Annotated in this window: 21 protein-coding genes; 7 read left to right on the top strand and 14 right to left on the bottom strand. The window is 69.1% G+C overall.

Annotation, left to right across the window (positions count from 1 at the left end; genetic code table 11):
- Positions 1 to 31: 31 nt before the first annotated feature.
- From EVS81_RS10065 to EVS81_RS10030, 8 genes are all read right to left on the bottom strand, one after another.
- Complete coding sequence (locus EVS81_RS10065; RefSeq protein ID WP_130110276.1) at positions 32 to 688, bottom strand: TetR/AcrR family transcriptional regulator; 657 nt, start codon at positions 686 to 688, stop codon at positions 32 to 34.
- Positions 689 to 1,305: 617 nt separating this feature from the next.
- Positions 1,306 to 2,274 (bottom strand): class 1b ribonucleoside-diphosphate reductase subunit beta, encoded by a 969-nt coding sequence (gene nrdF / locus EVS81_RS10060; protein ID WP_130110275.1) that lies wholly within the window; start codon positions 2,272 to 2,274, stop codon positions 1,306 to 1,308.
- 201 nt (positions 2,275 to 2,475) lie between these two features.
- Positions 2,476 to 4,617 (bottom strand): class 1b ribonucleoside-diphosphate reductase subunit alpha, encoded by a 2,142-nt coding sequence (gene nrdE / locus EVS81_RS10055; protein WP_130110274.1) that lies wholly within the window; start codon positions 4,615 to 4,617, stop codon positions 2,476 to 2,478.
- Positions 4,617 to 5,045 carry a class Ib ribonucleoside-diphosphate reductase assembly flavoprotein NrdI gene (nrdI, locus tag EVS81_RS10050; RefSeq protein ID WP_130110273.1) on the bottom strand — a complete coding sequence of 143 codons (429 nt, stop codon included), beginning with the start codon at positions 5,043 to 5,045 and terminating at the stop codon, positions 4,617 to 4,619. Before nrdI ends, nrdE begins: the two co-directional genes overlap by 1 nt.
- A gap of 106 nt (positions 5,046 to 5,151) precedes the next feature.
- A complete protein-coding gene (gene nrdH / locus EVS81_RS10045; RefSeq protein ID WP_130110272.1) occupies positions 5,152 to 5,385 on the bottom strand; it encodes a glutaredoxin-like protein NrdH in 234 nt (77 codons plus the stop codon).
- 354 nt (positions 5,386 to 5,739) lie between these two features.
- Entirely contained in the window at positions 5,740 to 6,105 is a 366-nt protein-coding gene (locus tag EVS81_RS10040; protein ID WP_130110271.1) for a hypothetical protein, read from the bottom strand.
- A gap of 192 nt (positions 6,106 to 6,297) precedes the next feature.
- Positions 6,298 to 6,756: a 23S rRNA (pseudouridine(1915)-N(3))-methyltransferase RlmH gene (gene rlmH / locus EVS81_RS10035; RefSeq protein ID WP_205879312.1), complete on the bottom strand. Its 459-nt coding sequence runs from the start codon at positions 6,754 to 6,756 to the stop codon at positions 6,298 to 6,300.
- Entirely contained in the window at positions 6,756 to 7,982 is a 1,227-nt protein-coding gene (locus EVS81_RS10030) for a pyridoxal phosphate-dependent aminotransferase (protein ID WP_205879311.1), read from the bottom strand. The genes rlmH and EVS81_RS10030 overlap by 1 nt, the downstream gene beginning before the upstream one ends.
- 164 nt (positions 7,983 to 8,146) lie before the next feature.
- Between EVS81_RS10030 and EVS81_RS10025 the strand changes: the two genes are divergently transcribed.
- The gene (locus tag EVS81_RS10025) at positions 8,147 to 9,421 is read left to right on the top strand and encodes a heparan-alpha-glucosaminide N-acetyltransferase domain-containing protein (protein WP_240739804.1); all 1,275 of its coding nucleotides are present in this window, start codon (positions 8,147 to 8,149) and stop codon (positions 9,419 to 9,421) included.
- A 14-nt stretch (positions 9,422 to 9,435) separates the two neighbouring features.
- Here the strand turns inward: EVS81_RS10025 and EVS81_RS10020 are convergent, their stop codons facing one another.
- The 3 genes from EVS81_RS10020 to EVS81_RS10010 form a co-directional block, all read right to left on the bottom strand.
- On the bottom strand, positions 9,436 to 11,424 hold the full coding sequence (locus EVS81_RS10020; RefSeq protein WP_130111390.1) for an ABC transporter ATP-binding protein: 1,989 nt from the start codon (positions 11,422 to 11,424) through the stop codon (positions 9,436 to 9,438).
- 95 nt (positions 11,425 to 11,519) lie between these two features.
- A complete protein-coding gene (locus EVS81_RS10015) occupies positions 11,520 to 12,863 on the bottom strand; it encodes a phenylacetate--CoA ligase family protein (protein WP_130110268.1) in 1,344 nt (447 codons plus the stop codon).
- 49 nt (positions 12,864 to 12,912) lie between these two features.
- Positions 12,913 to 13,647 (bottom strand): CDP-alcohol phosphatidyltransferase family protein, encoded by a 735-nt coding sequence (locus tag EVS81_RS10010; RefSeq protein WP_205879310.1) that lies wholly within the window; start codon positions 13,645 to 13,647, stop codon positions 12,913 to 12,915.
- Between the two features lie 121 nt (positions 13,648 to 13,768).
- Here EVS81_RS10010 and EVS81_RS10005 point away from each other — a divergent pair, with 121 nt between their 5' ends.
- On the top strand, positions 13,769 to 15,280 hold the full coding sequence (locus EVS81_RS10005) for a glucosamine inositolphosphorylceramide transferase family protein (protein ID WP_130110267.1): 1,512 nt from the start codon (positions 13,769 to 13,771) through the stop codon (positions 15,278 to 15,280).
- 21 nt (positions 15,281 to 15,301) lie between these two features.
- On the opposite strand, the gene EVS81_RS10000 is transcribed toward EVS81_RS10005, so the two are convergent.
- On the bottom strand, positions 15,302 to 15,526 hold the full coding sequence (locus EVS81_RS10000) for a hypothetical protein (protein ID WP_130110266.1): 225 nt from the start codon (positions 15,524 to 15,526) through the stop codon (positions 15,302 to 15,304).
- A 28-nt stretch (positions 15,527 to 15,554) separates the two neighbouring features.
- A complete protein-coding gene (locus tag EVS81_RS09995) occupies positions 15,555 to 16,277 on the bottom strand; it encodes a hypothetical protein (RefSeq protein WP_130110265.1) in 723 nt (240 codons plus the stop codon).
- Between the two features lie 197 nt (positions 16,278 to 16,474).
- Here EVS81_RS09995 and EVS81_RS09990 point away from each other — a divergent pair, with 197 nt between their 5' ends.
- Positions 16,475 to 17,023, top strand: coding sequence for an RNA polymerase sigma factor (locus tag EVS81_RS09990; RefSeq protein WP_165384240.1), 549 nt, complete (start codon positions 16,475 to 16,477; stop codon positions 17,021 to 17,023).
- 19 nt (positions 17,024 to 17,042) lie between these two features.
- Complete coding sequence (locus tag EVS81_RS09985; protein ID WP_130110263.1) at positions 17,043 to 17,561, top strand: hypothetical protein; 519 nt, start codon at positions 17,043 to 17,045, stop codon at positions 17,559 to 17,561.
- 154 nt (positions 17,562 to 17,715) lie between these two features.
- Here the strand turns inward: EVS81_RS09985 and EVS81_RS09980 are convergent, their stop codons facing one another.
- Positions 17,716 to 18,912 carry a glycosyltransferase gene (locus EVS81_RS09980; RefSeq protein WP_130110262.1) on the bottom strand — a complete coding sequence of 399 codons (1,197 nt, stop codon included), beginning with the start codon at positions 18,910 to 18,912 and terminating at the stop codon, positions 17,716 to 17,718.
- A gap of 120 nt (positions 18,913 to 19,032) precedes the next feature.
- Here EVS81_RS09980 and EVS81_RS09975 point away from each other — a divergent pair, with 120 nt between their 5' ends.
- The 3 genes from EVS81_RS09975 (at position 19,033) to EVS81_RS09965 (ending at position 21,772) form a co-directional block, all read left to right on the top strand.
- Positions 19,033 to 20,025 carry a glycosyltransferase gene (locus EVS81_RS09975; RefSeq protein WP_240739803.1) on the top strand — a complete coding sequence of 331 codons (993 nt, stop codon included), beginning with the start codon at positions 19,033 to 19,035 and terminating at the stop codon, positions 20,023 to 20,025.
- 3 nt (positions 20,026 to 20,028) lie between these two features.
- A complete protein-coding gene (locus EVS81_RS09970; RefSeq protein WP_130110260.1) occupies positions 20,029 to 20,958 on the top strand; it encodes a glycosyltransferase family 2 protein in 930 nt (309 codons plus the stop codon).
- Between the two features lie 214 nt (positions 20,959 to 21,172).
- A complete protein-coding gene (locus tag EVS81_RS09965; RefSeq protein WP_240740069.1) occupies positions 21,173 to 21,772 on the top strand; it encodes a hypothetical protein in 600 nt (199 codons plus the stop codon).
- Positions 21,773 to 21,775 lie beyond the last annotated feature (3 nt).

Below are 21,775 nucleotides of genomic sequence, written 5' to 3'. Positions count from 1 at the left end.
TACTCGCCCACGAATCCGCCACGGACGGCGGCTACCGCGCCACGGAGTCGAGGATCGCGTCGATGCCCGCGCGGTAGACGGCCATGCCGTCGATGGCGAGCAGCTCGGCGCGGTGCTCGTCGACGAGCGGGTACTGCGACAGGTCGACGGACCCGAAGGTGCTGATCCAGGGGATCGAGCCGTCGCGGGCCGCACCGCCGTGCGCCACGACCTCCTGCGCCATCGCCGCCGACTGCGCGAGCGCGAATCCCGAGACGGCGGCGTAGGCGCGGATCAGGGCGTCGCCGCGCAGGCCGGCCTCGTGCAGCCGCGCGAGCACGAACTCGTCCCCGGCGACATCTCCCGGGCCGACAGGGTCGAGGATCGCGCCCTCGGCGGCGATCGACGGGTACTCGAGACTGAGCTCGGCGATGCGCATGAGGTGCGCCTCGAGCCGCTCGCGCCAGCCGCCGGTCGCCGCCTCGGCATCGATCACCGCCATCTCGCTCAAGCGATCGAGCGCCGCCCGCGTCAGCTCCTCCTTGTTGCGGAAGTGCCGGTACATCGCGGTGGCGTCGACGCCGAGGGCCTCGCCGAGGCGCTTGAAGGTGACCTTCGCGCTCGGCTCCGCGCGGGCGAGCTCGAGGATCGCGTCGACGATCAGCCGTCGATCCAGGCGCACGCGCTTCGGAACGGTCGATCCCGCCATCTCGCCTCCCGTCGGCTCCGGTGCTCCACCCGCAGTGCGGCCGCTTCCGTGCCGTCGTCGAACAGCACGCGCACCACCGCACGCACTGCTCAGTGTAGTAGCCGGGATCAGCGGAGCTGTCAGGGCGGGTGTCAGCCTTGTTGATGCCTCGGGAGCGGATCATTGCACCGGCATCCGGCGGATACCGGCAGCGTCGGTCTCAAGGATCTCGAAGATGCCGGGGTGCTGCCGGCCCCGGGCTCCTCCCGGTCATCTCGGTGGGCACGCCGCGCTCGGCGAGCGATTTCCGAAGCGTATGAGATCCGAAATCGCACCGTGGATCCGGTCATAGTGCGGGGCGACGAAGTCGACAGTCCTCGGGCCGGCATCACCCGACCCGATCCGCGCCTGTTCCGCGCGAACGCGTCCGGCTCCGGCAGGCTTGAAGCCACGCCGATGAAGTGCCCGGACCGCCTTCCCAGAGGAGCTCGCCCTGGCGCGCGCCGGCGCCGTCGCACTCGGCGCGTAGGAATGTGAGCAGAATGCGGGCACGAACGAATGAGCCCCCGCGGCGCTCGAGCTGTGGAGCTCGGCGCCGCGGGGGCCTGTCGGTCAGGGTATGCCCCTGACCTGGTGTTCTAGAAGTCCCAGTCCTCGTCCTCGGTGGCGACGGCCTTGCCGATGACGTACGAGGATCCGGAGCCCGAGAAGAAGTCGTGGTTCTCATCGGCGTTCGGCGAGAGCGCCGAGAGGATCGCCGGGTTGACGTCGGTCATCTCCTTGGGGAACATCGGCTCGTAGCCGAGGTTCATGAGCGCCTTGTTGGCGTTGTAGTGCAGGAACTTCTTGACGTCCTCGGTGAGGCCCACCGGGTCGTAGAGGTCGGCCGTGTACTTGACCTCGTTCTCATACAGGTCGTACAGCAGCGCGAAGGTGTAGTCCTTGAGCTCCTGGCGGCGCTCCTCGGTCTCGTTCTCGAGCGCCTTCTGGAACTTGTAGCCGATGTAGTAGCCGTGCACGGCCTCGTCGCGGATGATGAGGCGGATGAGGTCGGCCGTGTTGGTGAGCTTGGCGTGGCTCGACCAGTACATGGGCAGGTAGAAGCCCGAGTAGAAGAGGAACGACTCGAGCAGGGTCGAGGCCACCTTGCGCTTCAGCGGGTCGTCGCCCTCGTAGTAGTCGACGATGATCTGCGCCTTCTTCTGCAGATTCGGGTTCTCCATCGACCAGCGGAAGGCGTCGTCGATCTCCTGCGTCGAGCACAGGGTCGAGAAGATCGACGAGTAGCTCTTCGCGTGCACCGACTCCATGAACGCGATGTTCGTGTAGACGGCCTCCTCGTGCGGGGTGATCGCGTCGGGGATCAGCGACACCGCGCCCACCGTGCCCTGGATGGTGTCGAGCAGGGTCAGGCCGGTGAACACGCGCATCGTGAGGAGCTGCTCCTCGGCCGTGAGCGTGCCCCACGACTGCACGTCGTTCGACAGCGGCACCTTCTCGGGCAGCCAGAAGTTATTGACCAGGCGGTTCCAGACCTCGAGATCCTTGTCGTCCTGGATGCGGTTCCAGTTGATCGCCTGCACCGCGTGCCCCAGCTTGAAGTTCATCGGTTCCTCATTGTTCTCGTCGTGCTGCGCGACCGGAGGGAGTCGCAGTGTCTACGTTCATGATCGTGGATCCTGCGACTTCGCGCAGGATGACCGGCGGGTGGATCCTGCGACTTCGCGCAGGATGAACGGCGTGTGGATCCTGCGACTCGCTCCGCTCCCGCAGGATGACGGCCACCAGCTCCCGCAGGATCACCGGGATCACAACATGCAGCTGACGCACTCGCTCATGTCGGTGCCCTCGAGCGCGAGCTGGCGCAGACGGATGTAGTAGATGGTCTTGATCCCCTTGCGCCACGCGTAGATCTGCGCCCTGTTGATGTCGCGAGTGGTCGCGGTGTCCTTGAAGAACAGCGTGAGCGACAGCCCCTGGTCGACGTGCTGCGTCGCCGCGGCGTAGGTGTCGATGATCTTCTCGGGCCCGATCTCGTAGGCGTCCTGGTAGTACTCCAGGTTCTCGTTCGTCATGAAGGGCGCCGGGTAGTAGACGCGCCCGAGCTTGCCCTCCTTGCGGATCTCGATCTTCGAGGCGATCGGGTGGATCGAGCTGGTCGAGTTGTTGATGTACGAGATCGACCCGGTCGGGGGCACGGCCTGCAGGTTCTGGTTGTAGATGCCGTGCTCCATGACGCTCGCCTTGAGCTCGCGCCAGTCGTCCTGCGTCGGGATCTCGACACCCGCGCGCGCGAACATCTCGCGCACCCGCGCGGTCTCCGGCTGCCAGGCCTGCTCGGTGTACGTGTCGAAGAACTCGCCCGACGCGTACTTCGAGTCCTCGAAGCCGCCGAAGACGCTGCCGCGCTCGATCGCGAGGCGGTTGGAGGCGCGGATCGCGTGGAAGAGCACCGTGTAGAAGTAGATGTTGGTGAAGTCGATGCCCTCTTCGGAGCCGTAGTGCACGTGCTCGCGGGCGAGGTACCCGTGGAGGTTCATCTGGCCGAGGCCGATGGCGTGCGACTGGTCGTTGCCGTCCTCGATCGAGCGCACCGAGCTGATGTGGCTCTGATCGCTCACCGAGGTGAGCGCGCGGATCGCGAGTTCGACGGTGCCCCCGAGGTCTCCGCCGTCCATCGCGGCCGCGATGTTCATCGACCCGAGGTTGCAGGAGATGTCCTTGCCGATCTGGTCGTAGCTCAGATCCTCGTTGTACGTCGTGGGCGTGTTGACCTGGAGGATCTCGGAGCAGAGGTTCGACATGTTGATGCGGCCCTTGATGGGGTTCGCACGATTGACCGTGTCCTCGAACACGATGTAGGGGTAGCCCGACTCGAACTGCAGCTCTGCGATGGTCTGGAAGAAGTGGCGCGCGTTGATCTTGGTCTTCTTGATGCGCGCGTCGTCGACCATCTCCTGGTACTTCTCGCTGATCGAGATGTCGCCGAACGGGACCCCGTAGATGCGCTCGACGTCGTACGGCGAGAACAGGTACATGTCCTCGCCCTTCTTGGCGAGCTCGAAGGTGATGTCGGGGATGACGACGCCGAGCGAGAGGGTCTTGATGCGGATCTTCTCGTCCGCGTTCTCGCGCTTGGTGTCGAGGAACTTCATGATGTCGGGGTGATGCGCGCTCAGGTACACCGCGCCGGCGCCCTGACGCGCGCCGAGCTGGTTGGCGTAGCTGAAGCTGTCCTCGAGGAGCTTCATGACGGGGATGATGCCCGACGACTGGTTCTCGATCTTCTTGATCGGGGCGCCCGACTCCCGGATGTTGGAGAGGAGGAGGGCCACGCCGCCGCCGCGCTTGGAGAGCTGCAGCGAGGAGTTGATGCCGCGCGAGATCGACTCCATGTTGTCCTCGATGCGCAGCAGGAAGCACGAGACGAGCTCGCCGCGCTGCGCCTTGCCGAGGTTGAGGAACGTGGGCGTGGCGGGCTGGAAGCGACCCGAGACGATCTCGCGCACCAGCCCGCGGGCCAGCTCCTGGTCGCCCTCGGCGAGGCCGAGCGCCACCATCACGACACGATCCTCGAACCGCTCGAGGTAGCGCTTGCCGTCGAAGGTCTTGAGCGCGTACGAGGTGAAGAACTTGAACGCCCCGAGGAAGGTGGGGAAGCGGAACTTCATCGCGTAGGCCTCGTTGGTGAGGCTCTCGATAAACTCGAGCGGGTACTCGTCGAGCAGTCCCTTCTCGTAGTAGTCGTTGTCGATCAGATACCGCATGCGCTCTTCGAAGTTGTGGAAGAACACCATGTTCTGATTGACGTGCTGCAGGAAGTACTGCCGAGCCGCCTCGCGATCCCTCTCGAACTGGATGCGGCCGTCGGCGTCGTAGAGATTGAGCATCGCGTTCAGCGCGTGGTAGTCCATGTCGCTGATCTTGGACGACTCGAGCCCCGGCTCCATCACTGCGCTCGCCGCGCCTGCGGTTGTTCCTGCTGAGACCAAAACTGTTCCAATCCTTCTTGGACGGCGGTGACGTCGTCCGGGGTACCAAAGAGTTCGAATCGATAGAGGAAGGGCACCTGGCACTTGCGTGCGATGATGTCCCCCGCGATGCCGTAGGCCTCACCGAAGTTCGTATTGCCCGCGGCGATCACCCCGCGCAGGTGCCTGCGGTTGCGCTCGTCGTTGAGGAACCGGATGACCTGCTTGGGCACGGCCCGAGTCTCGGGGCCGCCGCCGTAGGTGGGCACGAGCAGCACGAACGGCTCGGTGACGACGAGCGGCTCGTCTCGGGATCGGAGCGGAATCCGCTGGGCGGGGCGGCCGAGCTTCTCGACGAAGCGGTGCGTGTTGCCCGAGACGCTGGAGAAGTACACCAGGTCTGCCACGCGCGTCACCCCCACTGCGATCCCGAACTGCTGAAACGCCCTCGGCGCGCCGGTGTCGATCCTCCGGCTGCCTCGGGCGGTCCACGATCCTGCGTACGGCTGCGGCCTAGGCGAGGCGGCCGGCGAGCTCCGAGATCTTGTCGGGGCGGAAGCCAGACCAGTGCTCGTCATCCGTCACCACGACCGGAGCCTGCAGGTAGCCGAGCTCCTTGACCGTCTCGAGCGCGGTCTCGTCTGCGGAGACGTCGAGCACGTCGTACTCGATCCCCTGCTTGTCGAGCTCGCGATACGTCATGTTGCACTGCACGCACGACGGCTTGGTGTATACCGTGATGGCCATTCCACGCCCCTCCTCGAAAAACTCACACGCCTCGCTCGAGGCACTACATCTAGTGAACCACACCACACTCGACCACAACATGATGTAGTTACATCACTGTAGTTTTCCACCTGAATTCCACGGCTCCGCAGCGCGGACTGGGGAGAACTTTCGGCGCGGTTCCGCCCCTCCGAGGCGGTTATCCACAAGGCCTGCGGCCGGAAAGAATTTTGCCTCACAGCCCCTCCCCGGCGTGTCGCGCAGTGCCGCCCCTCGAGCGATCCCGCGGAGGTCCACGCGGAGCCGCCGCACGCCGAATGCGGAGCCCGGCCGGCACTGATGTCAACACCGCCGGGGCCCCGGATGTTCCCCGATTCAGAGTGCGATCGGCCACAGCAGCTCCGTTCCATCGGGCTGGAACCAGCGCATCACCAGCATCGTGTCGGCCGACGCCGCGGCAGACCGGGCGTCGCGATCCGCGAAGGCGCCCCGCACCACGACGCGGATGCGCTCGCCCGGCAGCACGGTGCGCGGCAGCGACAGCCCCAGCATGCCGCTGCCCGCCATCGCAAACCGCACGGAGTACAGCGGCTCGGGGCCCCGGTGCTCCACCTCGATCACCCCCGACTCGGAGCGCCGCACCACGCGCCACGGCACCGCGACGGCCTCGCTCTCGACAGCCTCCTGCCGCACCGGGCGCGGTGCCGGGTGCAGGCGGGTGGAGAGCCGGAACGGGTTCATGCCGACACCCTACGAGGGACCACTGACACTGACGGTTCCGGCGGCGCCGGCCCTCATCGCCCCACTCGCGCAGGAGATCCTCCGCTATTCGGATGCTTCCGCGGGATACGCCCGCTCCGTCGACGATCTCCTGCACGACCGGCGGCGCGCGGTCGTCGCCCGAGCCCGACCGCAATGCCCCGCGACGCCGCGCTACACGTGGTGGTACGGGCGCCCCGCGCTGATCTCCTGCGCCCGGTACAGCTGCTCGGCGAGGATCAGGCGCACGAGCTGATGCGGGAAGACGAGCTGCGACAGGCTCCACACGAAGTCGGCGCGCTCGCGCACGCGATCCTCGACCCCGTACGCGCCCCCGATCACCACCGTCACCGTGCGGCCGGAGTCGAACGCGCCCCGCAGCGTGCGCGCCAGCGCGGGGGAATCGACGCCCTGACCGCGCTCGTCGAGCAGCACCACGAACGCACCGCGATCCAGCTTCGCCAGAATCCGCTCCGACTCCTCGGCCCGCGCCGCGTCGCCCTCGCGAGACGAGTGCGGCAGCAACTGCCAGCTCGCGTCGAACGGCTTGCGCAGCCGCTTCTCGTAGCGCCCGATGCCGTCGGCGACCCAGCTCTCGTGCTTCTTCCCGACCGCGAGGATCCTGATCGGCATCAGTCGATCCTGACCGTGTCGAGGTACTCGGCGATGCGACCGATCGCCTCGGTCAGCACCTCGGCGCTCGGCAGGGTGACGAAGCGCACGTGGTCGGGGGTCGGCAGGTTGAAGCCGCGCCCGTTCGTGATCATCACGCGCGTCGCGCGCATGAGTTCGATCACGAAGTGCTGGTCGTCGTGGATGTCGTAGCGATCGGGATCGAGCCGCGGGAACAGGTACATCGCACCGCCCGGCAGCTCGCAGGTGACGCCCGGGATCTCGGTCAGCAGGCGGTGGGCGACATCGCGCTGATCGCGGAATCGGCCGCCCGGCGCGCACAGCTCGGCGATGCCCGACCAGTCCGACGCGCTCGAGAGCGCCACGGGGATCGCGTGCTGCGCCGGCACGTTGGCGCACATGCGCATGTTCGCGAGCAGCGTCAGCCCCTCGAGGAAGTCGCCCGCCCGCTCGCGACCGCCTGAGGCGACGACCCATCCGGCGCGGTACCCGGCCACCCGCTGGATCTTAGACAGACCGCTGAAGGTGAGGCACAGCGTCTCTCGCGCGTGCAGCGCGGCGTGCTCGTGCTGCGCACCGTCGTAGAGGATGTGGTCGTAGATCTCGTCGGCCATGAGCACGAGCCCGTGCCGCTCGGCCAGCGCGGCGAATCCGCGCACCAGCTCGGCGGAGTAGACGGCGCCCGTCGGGTTGTTCGGGTTGATCAGCACGATACCCTTCGTGCGCTCGGTCACGAGCCGCTCGATGGCGTCGAGGTCGGGCATCCAGCCGTTCTGCTCGTCGCACGGGTAGTGCACGGCGTGCCCGCCGGCGAGCGTCGCCTGGGCGGTCCACAGCGGATAGTCGGGCGAGGGGATCAGGATCTCGTCGCCCGGGCTGATGAGCGCCTGCAGCACCAAGGAGATGAGCTCGCTCACGCCGTTGCCGATCAGCACGTCGTCGGGCCCGATGCCCGGCACGCCGATGCGCGTGTAGTGCTCCGCGACCGCCTCGCGCGCGGGCGCGATGCCGCGCGAATCGCTGTATCCCTGGGCGCGCGGCAGGGCGGCGTGCACGGCCTCGACGAGCTCGGGCGGCGCGTCGAAGCCGAAGACCGCGGGGTTGCCGATGTTGAGACGCAGGATCTCGTGCCCGGACCGTTCGAGGCGCTCGGCCTCCTGCAGGATCGGACCGCGCACGTCGTAGCGAACGCCAGCGAGCTTGCTGGACTGGGTGATGAGACGCACCCGACCAGTATCCCACCCGAATGCTGTGCAGCGACACGGCCCGGACTGCGCAGGAACCGCGGATCCGGCCCGCGACGAACCGCTCGCGCCGAAGGTTCTTCGCATGCGGCGGCCTCACAGCCGCGTGCGCGAGGGTCGAGGCGGGAGCGAGAGGGGGTGGCGCCGTGGCCGAGGAGCCCGAGAATCCCGATACTCCCGGGAAGCCCGAGAAGCGCGGAAATCCGCCCGCAGCGCGCCCCTCGGCGTCGCCGGAGCGGCGCGCCGAGCCCGGGCGCACGCCGCTCGAGCGCCTGCGCGCCAACTTCGCCGCTCTCGAGCCGCCCGCGCGCCTGCCCGGCATCGACCTGGCACGGGGCCTCGCGGTCATCGGCATGTACGCGGCGCACCTGGCCGTGATCGCACCGCTGGTCTGGGGGCGCCCGGAGACCTGGTCCGGCCTCGTGTCCGGGCGCTCATCGATCTTGTTCGCCACCCTCGCCGGCGTGTCCCTGGCGATCGCTGCGGCTGCGGCGCGCAGACGCAGCCGCTCGGGACCCGGGCGCTGGTGGGGGCTGCGCACGCAGCTCGCGCTCCGCGCCGCGCTCATCTGGCTGCTCGGCATCACCCTCGACGACCTCGACGTGCCCGTGTACGTGATCCTGCCCGCCTACGGGGTCCTCTTCCTGATCGGCATCCCCCTGCTGCGCCTGCCGACCTCGGGCCTGTTCGCGCTCGCTGCGCTCCTCGCGGTGTCGATGCCTGTCGCGGTCGCCGCGATCGACCGGGCGCTCGCGGAGCGCCCCGACGGAGCGGCGATCGAAGAGACGCTGCGACTCTTCGGCTGGAACTACCCGTTCCTGCTCTGGGCGGCGTTCATCGCCGCCGGGATCGGTGCCGGCCGTGTGCTGCTGACCTCGCCCCGTCGCGCCTGGGCGCTGCTCGTCTCGGGGGCGGCGCTCGCCGGTCTCGGGTACGGGATCGTCGGGCCGATCGGCGCCCGGGCGGTGCGGAGCGGAGCGCTCGAGGCCCCGGCCGGGTCCGGGCCCTGGCTCATCGCCGTTCTGCAGGACGCACCGCACGCCTCGGGAGTCGGCGAGGCGGTCGGATCCGGCGGCTTCGCCCTGGCCGTGATCGGTGCGTGCGCGCTCATCGGGGCGACCCCGCTGCGGCTGCTGCTCTGGCCCCTGCGCGCCCTCGGCTCCATGCCGCTCACGGCATACGTCGCGCACATCCTCATCTGGGCGGTGTGGATCGCGGTCGGCACAGCGCGCGATCCGGCACTCGATCCCTGGTTCGATTTCCGGGCCCTCGACCCGTTCTGGCCCATGACGCTCGGCGCCCTGCTCGGCTGCTCGCTCTGGGCCGCGCTGCTCGGGCGGGGGCCGATGGAGCGACTGCTCGGACTGCTGACCCGGGGCCCGACGCGGCGCGGGCGCGTTGGTCGCCCGGGCGCGGGATGAGCGGTCCCGGCGGCTCAGCTCTGCTGCGCGTAGAGCTCGGCGTAGGCTCCGCCGCGCTCGAGCAGCTCGGCGTGCGTGCCCTGCTCGAGAATGCGCCCGGCCCCCACCACGTAAATGCGGTCGGCATCCACCACGGTCGACAGTCGGTGCGCGATGGCGATCGTCGTGCGGCCGCTGCGCGCGTCGTCCAGCGCGCGTTGCACCGCGCGCTCGTTCACGGTGTCGAGCGCGCTCGTCGCCTCGTCGAGCACGAGCACCCGGGGGTTCTTGAGCAGCACGCGCGCGATGGCGATGCGCTGCTTCTCGCCGCCCGAGAGCCGGTAGCCGCGCTCGCCGACCACGGTCTCGTAGCCCTCGGCGAAGCCCTGGATCGTGTCGTGGATGTTCGCGAGCCGCGCCGCGGCCTCCAGCTCCTCCTGCGTCGCCGCCGGCTTGGCGTAGCGCAGATTCGCGGCGATGGTGGCGTGGAACAGGTAGGGCTCCTGCGTGACGACGCCGATGCGGTCCATGAGCGCCTCCTGCCGCAGCTCGCGCACATCGTCCCCGGCGTAGCGCACCGAGCCGGAGGTCGCGTCGTACAGGCGCGGGATCAGCGAGCCGATCGTGGTCTTCCCCGATCCGGAGGCCCCGACGAAGGCGACGAACTCCCCGGGACGCACGTGGAACGAGACCCGATCGATCGTCGCCCGGGCGCCGCCCGCGGCGAGGGGATCGCCGCCATCCGGGGCGCGGGAGGCGTCGTCCGGGTCGCGGGCGTCGCCGCCGTCCGCGGAATCCGCATCGCCGTCTTCCGCCCGCCGCACCGCCGCCGGCCGCGGCGACGCGGCGTCGGGGTAGTGGAAGCTCACGTCGTCGAACTCCACGCGCCCGGCCCGTCCCGGCTCGTCGGACGGCTCCCGCGCGTCGGGGGCGTCGACGATCGCCGGTTCGAGATCGAGGTACTCGAAGATGCGCGCGAAGAGCGCCCGCGACGTCTGCAGGTCGAGGGCGATGCGCATGAGGGCCAGGAGCGGGAACAGCAGCCGGGACTGCACGGTGGTGAACGCGACGATCGTGCCCGCCGTGATGCCGGGGTCGAAGCCCTCGCCGAGGGCGCGGGCCATGATCCACCCCGACACCAGGTACACGATCGCGGGCACCGCAGAGAGGAACACCTGCACGAGGGCGAAGAACACCTGGCCGCTCATCGTCTGGCGCACCTGCAGGTCGATCTGGGTGCGGTTCTCCGCCGCGTAGCGCTCGGTCTCGTCACGCTGCCGCGAGTAGGTCTTGGCGAGCAGCACGCCCGACACCGAGAGCGCCTCCTGCGTGATCGCGGTCATCTCCGACAGCGACTCCTGCGTGCGACCGGCGATTCTCGCGCGCACCTGCCCCACCCGCCGCTGGGCGAGCACGAGCACGGGCATGAGCACGAGCGCGACGATGGTGAGCTGCCAGCTGAGCAGCAGCATCGCCACGCCGGCCGCGATCACGGTGACCGTGTTGCCGATGACGTTCGAGACCGTGTTGGTGAGCACGTTGGCGACACCGCCCACGTCGTTCTGCAGCCGGGACTGGATCACGCCCGTCTGGGTGCGGGTGAAGAAGCCGAGCTCCATCGACTGCAGGTGCGCGAAGAGCCGCACCCGGAGGTCGCCCATCACGCGATTGCCCACGCGCGCCGTGACGAGCGTCTGCACGATGCCGAGCCCCGAGGACACCACGAAGACCGCGATCATCGCGGCGACGAGCCACGCGAGCACTGGAAGATCCGGGCCGCCCACCGGCGGGAACAGCCCGTCGTCGAACACCCGCTGGGTGAGGAGCGGCGGCAGGATCCCGAGCGCCGCGGAGATCAGCACCATGACGATGATCACCGCCAGCTGGCCCCGGTAGGGGCGGAACAGCGCGGCGATGCGGCGACCCAGATCGGCGACGACGGGCGCCTCGCTGTTGATCTCGCGCTGCCGCTCGGCGTCTCCCGACGACACGCGGGAGCCGCGCCCGCTCATGCCGCCGCTCATGCTCATGTCACGGAGGATACCGCGGGCCGCCGACGCGGACGGTCGCGTACGCTCACGGCGCAGCCGCGGAGCGGCGCAGCCGCGCCTCCCGCGCCCTATTCCGCTGCCTGCCCGGCGGTGATCTCACTGATCAGGTACTTGGTCTTGCCCCCGGTCTGCGGCAGATGGTCGACGTACTCGACGGCGATCGGCACCTCGTCGTCGATCCGCCGGCGCACCTTGGCGACGGCGCGCTCGATGTGCTCCTCACCACGGGGGTCGTCGCCGCGCACGATCCTGATGCGGAGCGAGTAATCGGCGGCCTGGACGATCTGGAAGACCCGCACGGCCTCGGGGTGATCCGCGAACATCGCCATGAGACCGTGGTTGATGAGCCGCCCGCTGGGCAGGCGCACGATGTCCGTGGTGCGCCCCTCCGGCTGCGCGATCATCGGCAGCGTCACGCCGCAGGGGCACTCCCCCTCGACGAAGCGGCCGCGGTCGCCGACCCGGTAGCGGATCATGGGGAAGACCCGATTGAGCAGGTCGGTGACCACGATGTCGCCGACCACCCCCGGTGGGACCGGCTCGCCGCCCGGCCCGAGGATCTCGATGCGCCGCGTATCGGCGAACACGTGCAGGCCCGAGCGCTCCCGGCACTCGGCCGCCATCCAGTTGATCTCCGAGCCGCGGTACTCGTCGTACACCGGCGCGCCCGTGACCGTCTCGAGTCGGTGCCGCGCGTTCTCCGTCAGGGGCGCCGCCGTGGTGGCGATCGCGCGCGGCGTCGGGATGGTCAGCCCCTCCGCCTCGAGGAAGTCGGCGAACTCGAGCATCGCACCGACGTAGCCCTCGATGAGCGCCGGGCGGGTGCGCACGATGGCCCGGTGGAAGGCGCGCATCGTCGTGCGGTCGAAGAGCTGCGCGTCGAGATAGATCTGCCTGGACGGCCACCACGTCACGGCGGTCCTGAGCGTGTCGGCGACCCCGAAGCCCCATCGGCCCACACGGGCGAGATTGTCCCAGGGTTCAACGCCCCACCAGCGATACATGCGCCACGCGTGCGCGAGCGTCGGCACACGGGCGTCCTGCTGCAGCCGCAGGGGCTCGCCGCTACTGCCGCCGGTCTTGGCCTCGCGGGCCGTGCGCCGGGTGGACTCGGACGACACGAACTCCGACCGGTGCTCCTTCACCATCGCGCGCTCGACGACGGGGAGGCGCTGCCACTGCTCCGGATCCTCGAGACGCGCGAGGTTCGCCCCGCACTCGGCGAAGGTCCGCGCGTAGTAGTCGGTGTGCGCCGCGGCGAACCGGGCGATCCGCGCTGCGCGTTCCGCCTGCAGCTCGACGATCCGCTCCCTCGGGAGGCGCTCGGCGCGCAGCAGCTCGTCGAAGAAGCGCCCGGACCGCCGCCGCACCGTGCGGCTCTTGACCTCGAAGGCCGTTTGCGCGAGTCCCATGAGTCCCCTCCCCGAGGTATCGAGTGTGCGCGACGCGCCGAGCGGCCCGTCACCGTCCATGCGCGCCCAGCTGCCGGTACCACTTGACGAGGGCCAGTAGCAGGAAGATCGTGTTGCAGACGAGCATCAGGGCGTAGACGCCGAAGTAGAGCAGCGGGGCGCCCAGAAGCAGGAAGAGCAGGCAGAACAGGCCGTAGTCGGAGGGGAGGATGAGGATCGCGCGCAGCACGCCCGTGGACGCCTCCGACGCGGGCGCACGGCCGCCCGCAGCTCGGGCCAGCAGCAGATCCCGCTCCATCATGCCGAAGAAGAGCAGGCTGTCCACGACGAGATAGGCCAGCGGGATCAGCAGCCACCCGGCCGGCAGCTCGAAGAAGCGGAAGACGGAGATCAGGATCGCGGCGTGGATCGTGAGCACCTTCGCCGCGTCGACGGTGTGATCGAGCCACTCGCCCTGCACGCTGCCCCCGCCGCGCAGCCGCGCGAGCTGTCCGTCGGCCGAGTCGAGCGCGTAGCCCAGGATGAGGAGCGCACTCACGAGCACGCCCAGCCACCAGACCGGCGGCACCAGCGCGATGAGCGCGATGCCGCTGAAGGTGCAGACGGCACTGACCAGCGTGACCCCGTCGGGGGTCGCCCCCAGCACATAGGCGGCCGCGGCGAACCGCCGGCCGAGCGGGCGGTTGACGAGCCGCGAGTAGAGCGGCGTTCCGGCCGACGGCTTCTGCGCGGCCCGCAGGTGATCGAGCGCGGCGCCGTAGCGGCGTTCCGACCGTTCCTCCATGCACATCAGCCCCGATGCAGCTCGACCGCCGCGCACGGGGCCCGGCGGCATGGACTCGGCGATGAGCCGAGTATGCACGAGTATAGTCAGCACCGTTCATGTCGATCACGGGAGATGCAGCGTGAGAATCGAAGTGCGCGTGGGCAGGGACCTGCACCGGCGGTGGCACGAAGACCTCGTCGAGCGACTGCGCTCGTTGCCCGGCTGCGAGGTGAGCGTGCGGCTGACGGACGAGCCGCGATCGGCCGCGCACCGGCGCCTGCAGCGACTGCTGCGCCTCGAGCGGATGCTGCACCGGCTGAAACCGGAAGGGCTGGCCCGGGGTCGCCTGCGAGACTCCTCGCCGCAGGCGGGATCCGGCGCGGTGGCACCGGACATCGTGCTCGATCTGACCCGATCTCCCGGCCCGGGGCACTGGTCGGTGCGCTACGACGGCCGACCCGGCGAGCGGGCGGCGGCCGACGCGCTGCGCGCCGGCCGCCTGCCTATCGTCAGCGTCGTCGACGGCGACGGGCGCGTGCGGGCCGTGGGGCGGCCGGGCAGCGAGGTGCCCGGCCTGCTCGCCACCGCGCTCGCCGACGTGGGCGCGGGCACCGCGACGCTCGTGGTCGGTGCCGTGGCTGGTCGCCGGTGCTCGGCCCCCGATCCCGACCCGACGGACACCGGCGGCACCGGCACGGCGGTTCCCGAACCAGCCCCGCGGGCATACTCCGCGCTCGCGGTGCGCCGGGTGCTCGGCGCGGCGGTGCGCCTCGCCTATCGGATCGGGTTCCGCGCTCCCCACTGGCGAGTGGGCTGGCGCGTGTTCGACGCCACCGCCGACACCGACGCGCTGTCGACCGGACGGCTGTCGGGTGCCGGATGGTCGGAGGTCGCCGACGACGGTTCCCGCTTCTATGCAGATCCCTTCCCGTTCGAGCACCACGGGCGCACCTACCTCTTCGTCGAGGACTTCGACCACCGCGTCGGCAAGGGGGTGATCTCGGTCGCCCCCTGGGGGCCGGGCGGACCCGCCGGCCCCTTCGCGACGGTCCTGCGGCACGACGTCCACCTGTCGTACCCGTTCGTCGTCGCCCACGACGGCGAGGTGTGGATGATTCCCGAGACCTCGGGGGCGCGCAGGATCGAGCTGTACCGGGCGACCGACTTCCCCCGCGGCTGGGAACTGCACTCCGTGCTGGTCGACGGCGTCGTGGCGAGTGACGCCACGGTGTTCGCGCACGACGGCCGATGGTGGATGACCGCGACCGTCAGCCTCGGCGGTTCGCTCTCGGACAGCCTGTTCCTGTGGTCCGCCCCCGATCTGCGCGGGCCCTGGTCCGCGCACGCCGGCAACCCGGTGCTCGTCGACATCGCCAGCGCGCGCCCGGCGGGCCGGGTCGAACTGCGCGACGGGAGGCTTCTGCGTCCGGTGCAGGACGGCAGGCGCGGCTACGGCGCGGCGATGAGCGTCGCCGAGATCACACGACTCGACGACGACGCGTTCGAACAGCGGATCATCGCCCGGTACGCGCCGGGAAGCGGCTGGCCCGGCTCGCGGGTGCACACACTGAACGCCGCCGGCGGGATCGAGACGATCGACGGGTCCCGGCTGGCCCCCCGGTGGCGGCGGCCGCGCCGGGCCCGACCCTGAGCACCGCTCCGGGTGCGCAGGCTACTCGCCGGCCCGCCGTGCGACGGCCGCGAGGCAGTCCGCCACCGCCGTCACCTCGAACTGCTGCCGCACCCGGTCGCGGCTCAGGCGGCGACCCGGGAAACTCACCCCCAAACGACGGTCAGCAAGCGAAAGCCGGATCATCGATGCGAACGGCGCCCAGGGCGACGCAGCTGACACTCGAGCCAAGCGGCGCGAGATCGGCTTCCAGGTGCGGGATTTCATCGCGAGACGTCCTCTGGAATCAACTCGTCTATTGCGCGACCCTCCACGAGGATGCCTTGTTGTTCATAGCCCCGAGGCTCGTTGCATTGACGTAGTAGCCGTGGCTGGAACCAGCGTAATCGGTATTCTCCCAGAGCTTTGTCTTGCAAGTGCCGAAGCTTCGGTACGACGATGCCTTGTTGTCCCAACCGATCGCAGAAAGTGACGCGTATCCGTAGGCGTACCCACCTGAACAGGTCGCCGACCGGCCGACGGCCATGGTGTACGAACTGCTCCCGTAACTCGCACCATCGTAGATGGTCGACACCGCATAAGAAGCGAGCGGAGCCACCAGACCAGCAGTCGACTTGTCAGCGTCAGCTGCACGGCCTCCAATCCACTCTCCGTCAGGGATCATGATTCGAGCACCTGTCTCCTCGGCGACTGCAGCGATGAGGTCCTCTCCCGTCGGCACGCAGAGTCCTTCGTCGAGGCTGATGTCATACCAGCAAGACTCCCCCGCTTCAGGGATCGGCATAGCCTTGTCGACCCGACGCGAAGCCTCGATTTCCTCGTCCGAGTCGCCCACTACGGCCAGGGTCGGTGTCACCGACGAGAGCGCAAGCGCCGCACCGATCGCGAGCATCAAAATCGATAGGCGCGCTACAGAGTACTTGTGCATCTTCTTCTCCGATACATAAACAAAAAAGAGCGAATACACTTCATACACAAATACACACCCAGAATGCACATAGCTCAAGTGCTGAACCATGACACGCCGGATACACACGGAGATTTGAGACACAATTCCCTCTCACCACATTCCGCAGAAACCTCAGGAGTCCGGCCGCGATCACGCCCGTTGAGACACTTTCGCACTCTCCACACATCTATGAGTGAGTGAACATCTTCCGAATGATTCGAGAAAGCAGGTGACGCATGCTCGAGGCGCCGATACCACCCGCGTCCATGGCTGAGCGCCACTCAGATGTCGTCCTGTTCGACCGGCTTTGCCGCAACGACGAATCAGCCTTCAGAAGGCTCTACGAGCGGCATCGCACACCTGTCTATTGGTACTCGCGCTCGCTCCTGCGCTCAGATCTCGATGCCGAGGAAGTCGCTGCTGACTCATTCGTAGCGCTGTGGAAGAAGCGTCATTCCATCGTCATCCATGGCCTGTCCGCACTCCCCTGGCTATTGGTGACAGCGCGGAATCTCAGTTGGAACCGTCGCCGTTCGCTGAATAGTCGTGCCACCGTTCCGATGGACGACATCGATGAACCCGCCAGCCAACAGTTGCCACTCGAGGAACAGATTGCGCAGCGCATGATCCTCGACAAAGTCGCACGCCTCCTAGAGAGTGCAGATCCCATCGATCAGGAGCTCTTCCGAATGTGCATGATCGAAGGTTTCGCCTACAAGGAAGCTGCAGCTCGACTCGATCTCACACACGGATCCGTGCGCAACCGCCTATTTCGGTTGAGGCGACACGTCCAATCCGTGGTCGCACCAGCATGACGTGAGGAGCAACAGAACCATGAATGAGATCTTCCCTGCAATCCCGGCTGATCCAGGCGCAAGAATGAATGTCCGCGTCGAACGTGAGATCAGTTCCCTCCGCCGCAAGCGCACCCGAAATCGGCGAATCGCCGCGATCACCGCTGGAAGCACACTGCTCATGGCAACCACGGGCGGCGCAGTAGCGCTGTTTGCGAGCCAGAAACTCCAGGATCGCTCTGCCTACTGCTACGCCGAAAACGATCTGACTTCCGACTACTCTCAAGTCGGCATCCCTGACACGATGACGGCCGAAGCAACCGGCGAGACCGTCGAGATACGCACCCCGAACGATCGAGCTGCGGCCAGCATCGAACTGTGTGCCGCAGTCTGGGCGGTGAACGTCATGAACGCGCCACAGCCGGCGGAGCAACTGGTTCCCTGCTTGCGCACGGACAACGTCATCGCGGTTCTCCCCAGCTTCGACAGAGCCGAGCCGAACAACGCCGAGTTCTGTCGAGCAGCAGGCATGCCACCAGCTCACTCCTCGGGCCCGTGAGACGCGACCGTTGAACGAACTCACGCAGGGTCATCGAAGACTCGTACCGCCTCGGCACCAGGGTGGCACCTGCACGATCGACGGGTCCCGGCTGGCCCCCCGGTGGCGGCGGCCGCGCCGGGCCCGACCCTGAGCACCGCTCCGGGTGCGCCGGCTACTCGCCGGCCCGCTGCGCGACGGCCGCGAGGCAGTCCGCCACCGCCGTCACCTCGAACTGCTGCCGCACCCGGTCGCGGGCGTCGAGATCGACCTCGGGATCGTCGAGACGGGCCAGGATCGCGGCGGCGAAGCCCTCCGCGGTGTCGGCGACCTCGCAGAGCGCGGCGAAGTCGCTCGGCAGGCCCCGCACGCCCTGGCTCCGGGTCACGATCGGGGCGTCGGTCATGAGCATGTCGAGCATCTTCAGCTGCACGCCGCTGCCCACGGAGACCGGGTTCACCAGTACCCGCGCACCGAAGAGGTGAGGGTTCACGGACGGCACGTCGAAGTGCGGCCGGACCGCAGGATGGTTCTCGAGTTCGGCGCGCAGCGCCCCTTTCGGGGAGGATCCGACGACGGTCAGCGTCAGTTCCGGTCGAACGCGGTGCAGCAGCGGGAGCACCTCGGCGATCAGCCACCTCACCCCGGTGACGTTGTTCGGCAGGCTGAGCCCGCCCACGAAGAGGATGTCGCTCGGCGCGGTCTCCGCGGGGCGGGGGGCCAGCGCGAGCTCGGGCAGCGGCGGCAACCAGGCGAGCGACCGGATGCCCCGGCCGCGCCAGTACTCGAGATCGGCCAGGGAGATGTCGGCCACGAGGTCGGCCTCGCGCATGAGCCCCGTCTCGTAGCGCCGCACCCCGACGCTGGCGAGTCGCCACGCGACACGGTTGCGCAGGCTCGGCGATACCGCGGCCTGCCGGCCGAGATACTGGTGCTCGACGTTGTGGGAGCGATACACCATCGGAATGCCGAACCGCTCGGCGGTGCGCCGGGCGGTCTCGCCCGGCCAGGGGCCGTCGAGCCAGACCAGCTCGGGCCCGAATCGGCGGATGGCCTCGTGCGCGGCCTCGCGGTCGTCGCCGGACGGGACGGCCTTGGCGGCGTGCCAGGGAAGCCGCGCCATCATCAGCAGCTGCCGCAGGGTGCGGATCCTGCTGCGCTTGATGGGGTAGGAGAAGCGCGAGGTCAGGACGCGGTCCATCTCCTCGAAGTCGGAGGCCCCGGGCGCCATGCTTCCGACCGTGTCGTACTGGTGCAGCAGCATGACGGAGTGGCCCAGTCGCACGAGGGCCTCGATCCGCCGCCAGATGTCGGCCCGGCCGCCGCCCTTGGGCGGATACGGGACGTAGGCCGCGCAAACGAGTATCCTCATGTCATCACCAGTCCTCGTGCCAGGGACCCAGGGGCTCCCGCATCGGCGTCATCGAGACAGTATACGGATCGTCCGGCAGGGAGTAGCGTGGCTCAGCGAAGAGTACCCAGGGGGAGTCCGGTGCGCGTGCTGCAGTCGTACATCGGCCCGGGGCCCCGCACGAATCCCTACATCGTCCAGCTCCACGACCGCCTCGCGGCGACCCCGGGCGTCGCCGTGCGCGGGTTCTCCTGGCGCACCGCGCTGCTGGGGCGCTACGACGTGTTCCACGCGCACTGGCCCGAGGCCCTGATCGAGCGGCGCGGCAGGCTCTCGACGCTCGCCCGGACGTCGCTGTACGCGCTGTTCCTGGCGCGGGCGTCCGTCCAGGGGATCCCGATCGTGCGCACCGTGCACAACATCGAACTGCCGAGCGGGATCGGGCGGATCGAGCGGCTGCTGCTCGCCTGGACCGACCGGCTGACGCGCATGCGCATCCTGCTCAACGAGTTCACCCCCGTGCCGCCGGAGGCCGCGACCATGCTCATCGAGCACGGGCACTACCGCGACTGGTTCGCGCGGTTCCCGCAGGCCGCCCCGGCGCGCGGCCGTCTCCTGTTCTTCGGTAAGGTGCGGCGCTACAAGAACGTCGAGGGCCTGCTGCGCGTGTTCCGGCGCCTCGCCGACCCGACCGCCTCGTTGCGCATCGTGGGCAGCCCGTCGTCGGCCGAGCTCGCGCAGTCGCTGCGGTCGGCCGCGGGCGACGACCCCCGAGTCGGATTGGCGCTCGACTTCGTCGACGACGCCGAGCTGGTGCGCGAGGCCGGCGAGGCACAGGTGGTCGTGCTCCCCTACCCCGAGATGCACAACTCGGGCAGCGTGCTCGCCGCCCTGTCCCTGGACCGGGCCGTGCTCGTGCCCGACAACGCCTTCAACCGAGCGCTGGCCGACGAGGTCGGCTCCGCGTGGGTCATCCGCTTCGCCGGGGAGCTGCAGCCCTCGGATCTGGAACGCGCGCTGGCCGAGACGGCCGCCCAGCAGGGCCGGCCCGATCTCGGTCGCCGCGAGTGGGGCGAGACGGGCCGCCGCCACCTGACCGCCTATCGCATCGCGATCCGTCGCCGACGGGGCTGAGCCGTGCAGACGCCCTCGGATCCGCTCACCGGCCTCGCGGTGCTCGTGGTGAACTACGGCTCGCACGCCGTCGTCGAGGAGAACCTCCAGCGTTCCCTGGGCGATCGCTTCCCCGGCCAGGTCGTCGTCGTGGACAACTTCAGCACGGCGGAGGAGCGCGCCGCCGCGCGCGCCGTCTGCGCGCGGCGCGGCTGGACGCTGCTCGCGCTGGACACGAACGAGGGGTTCGGCGGCGGCAACAACCGGGCGGCCGCACACGCGATCGAGCGCGGCGCCACGGAGCTGCTGCTGCTCAATCCCGACGCGTGGCTGAGCGAGGAGACGATCCGCGGATTGCACGAGCAGGTGCGCGCCGACCCGATGCTGCAGCTCGCGCCCGTCGTGCTGCGCCCGGACGGCACGCTCTACTGCGCAGAGGTCGATCTGCACCTCGAGCTCGGCGAGATGCGATCGGCCCGGCGCCGACCCGCCGGCGCCGACCCCGCGCAGATCCACACCTGGGTGAGCGGGGCATGCTTCATGGTGAGCTCCGAGCTGTGGCAGCGGCTCGGCGGCTTCGACGAGGACTACTTCCTGTACTGGGAAGACGTCGATCTTTCCCGTCGGGTCGTCATGGCGGGGGGCTCCGTCCGTTCGGATCCCTCGCTCTTCGCCGTGCACGATGAGGGGATCACGCACCGCACCGAGGGCGAGAGCCGGGCGAAGTCGCCCGTCTACTACTACTACAACACGCGCAACCGGCTGCTGTACGCGGCGAAGTTCTTGTCCCGCGACGACGGCCTGCGCTGGATGCGACGCACACCCCGGGCCTCGTACCGGATCCTGCTGCAGGGCGGCAGGCGGCAGTTCGTCCGCCCGGGGCGCACGATCTGGCCCGCGCTGCGCGGCAGCCTCGACGGGATGCGGCTGTGGCGCGCGCACGCCGAGCACTGAACGCCCGGTGGTGAACGCCCGGTGCTGAACGCCCGGTGCTGAACGCCCGGTGCTGAACGCCCGGTGCGGGCGCGACTCCGGCATGCGCAGGAAATACTGAAAGCCGCCGGATCGGAGGCGTCGCGGTTCCTACGATGCCGTATCGGCCGTCATCGTGAGCGATGGAGCTCGACGGTGTTGACCGCTAGCAGTTAAGGGGACTGTTGTGACGTCGATGAACACGCGTGCGAGGATTCGCGGGCGGTGGTGGGCCGCATGCGCGGTGGCAGCCCTGCTCGGTACGGCCGGCTGCGTCGCCGCTCCGGGCGCCGATCCGCAGACGTCGGCGACGCCCGGCACGGGGGACACTGCCTCGAGCTCGTCGCCGAGCACCACACCGGCACCGGCGGGCAGCGTCGGCCCGACCGAACAGCCGCCGCTACCGATCGTCGAGGGGCCGCTCGACGAGCGGATCGAGCTGTCCACGGGGTTCGTCGTGGAGCTCGACTCGGTGACGGCGACCGCGGTGGAGGCGGAGACGCCCGGAGACGTGTCCGGGCCCGCGGTGGAGGTGGTGGTCACGGTGACCAACGACTCCACGGAGACGCAGAGCGTCGACTCCGCCGTGGTGACGCTCGAGACGCCCGACGGCGACCTCGGCATCCCGACGCTCGCCGGCGGCGCCGATCACCTCGCCGGAGACGTCGCGCCCCGCGCGAGCGCGGAGGGGCGATACCTGTTCATGCTCGACCCGGCCGAGGGCCGGGACCTCACCATCAGCGTGAACTACGCAGCGGGCGAGCCCGTCGCGCAGTTCACCGGGCGCACGCCCTGACGA

This window comes from Leucobacter triazinivorans (assembly GCF_004208635.1).
GTDB lineage: Bacteria > Actinomycetota > Actinomycetes > Actinomycetales > Microbacteriaceae > Leucobacter > Leucobacter triazinivorans.
Note: the sequence above shows the minus strand (reverse complement) of the source record. Positions and strands in the feature narration are given on the sequence as shown.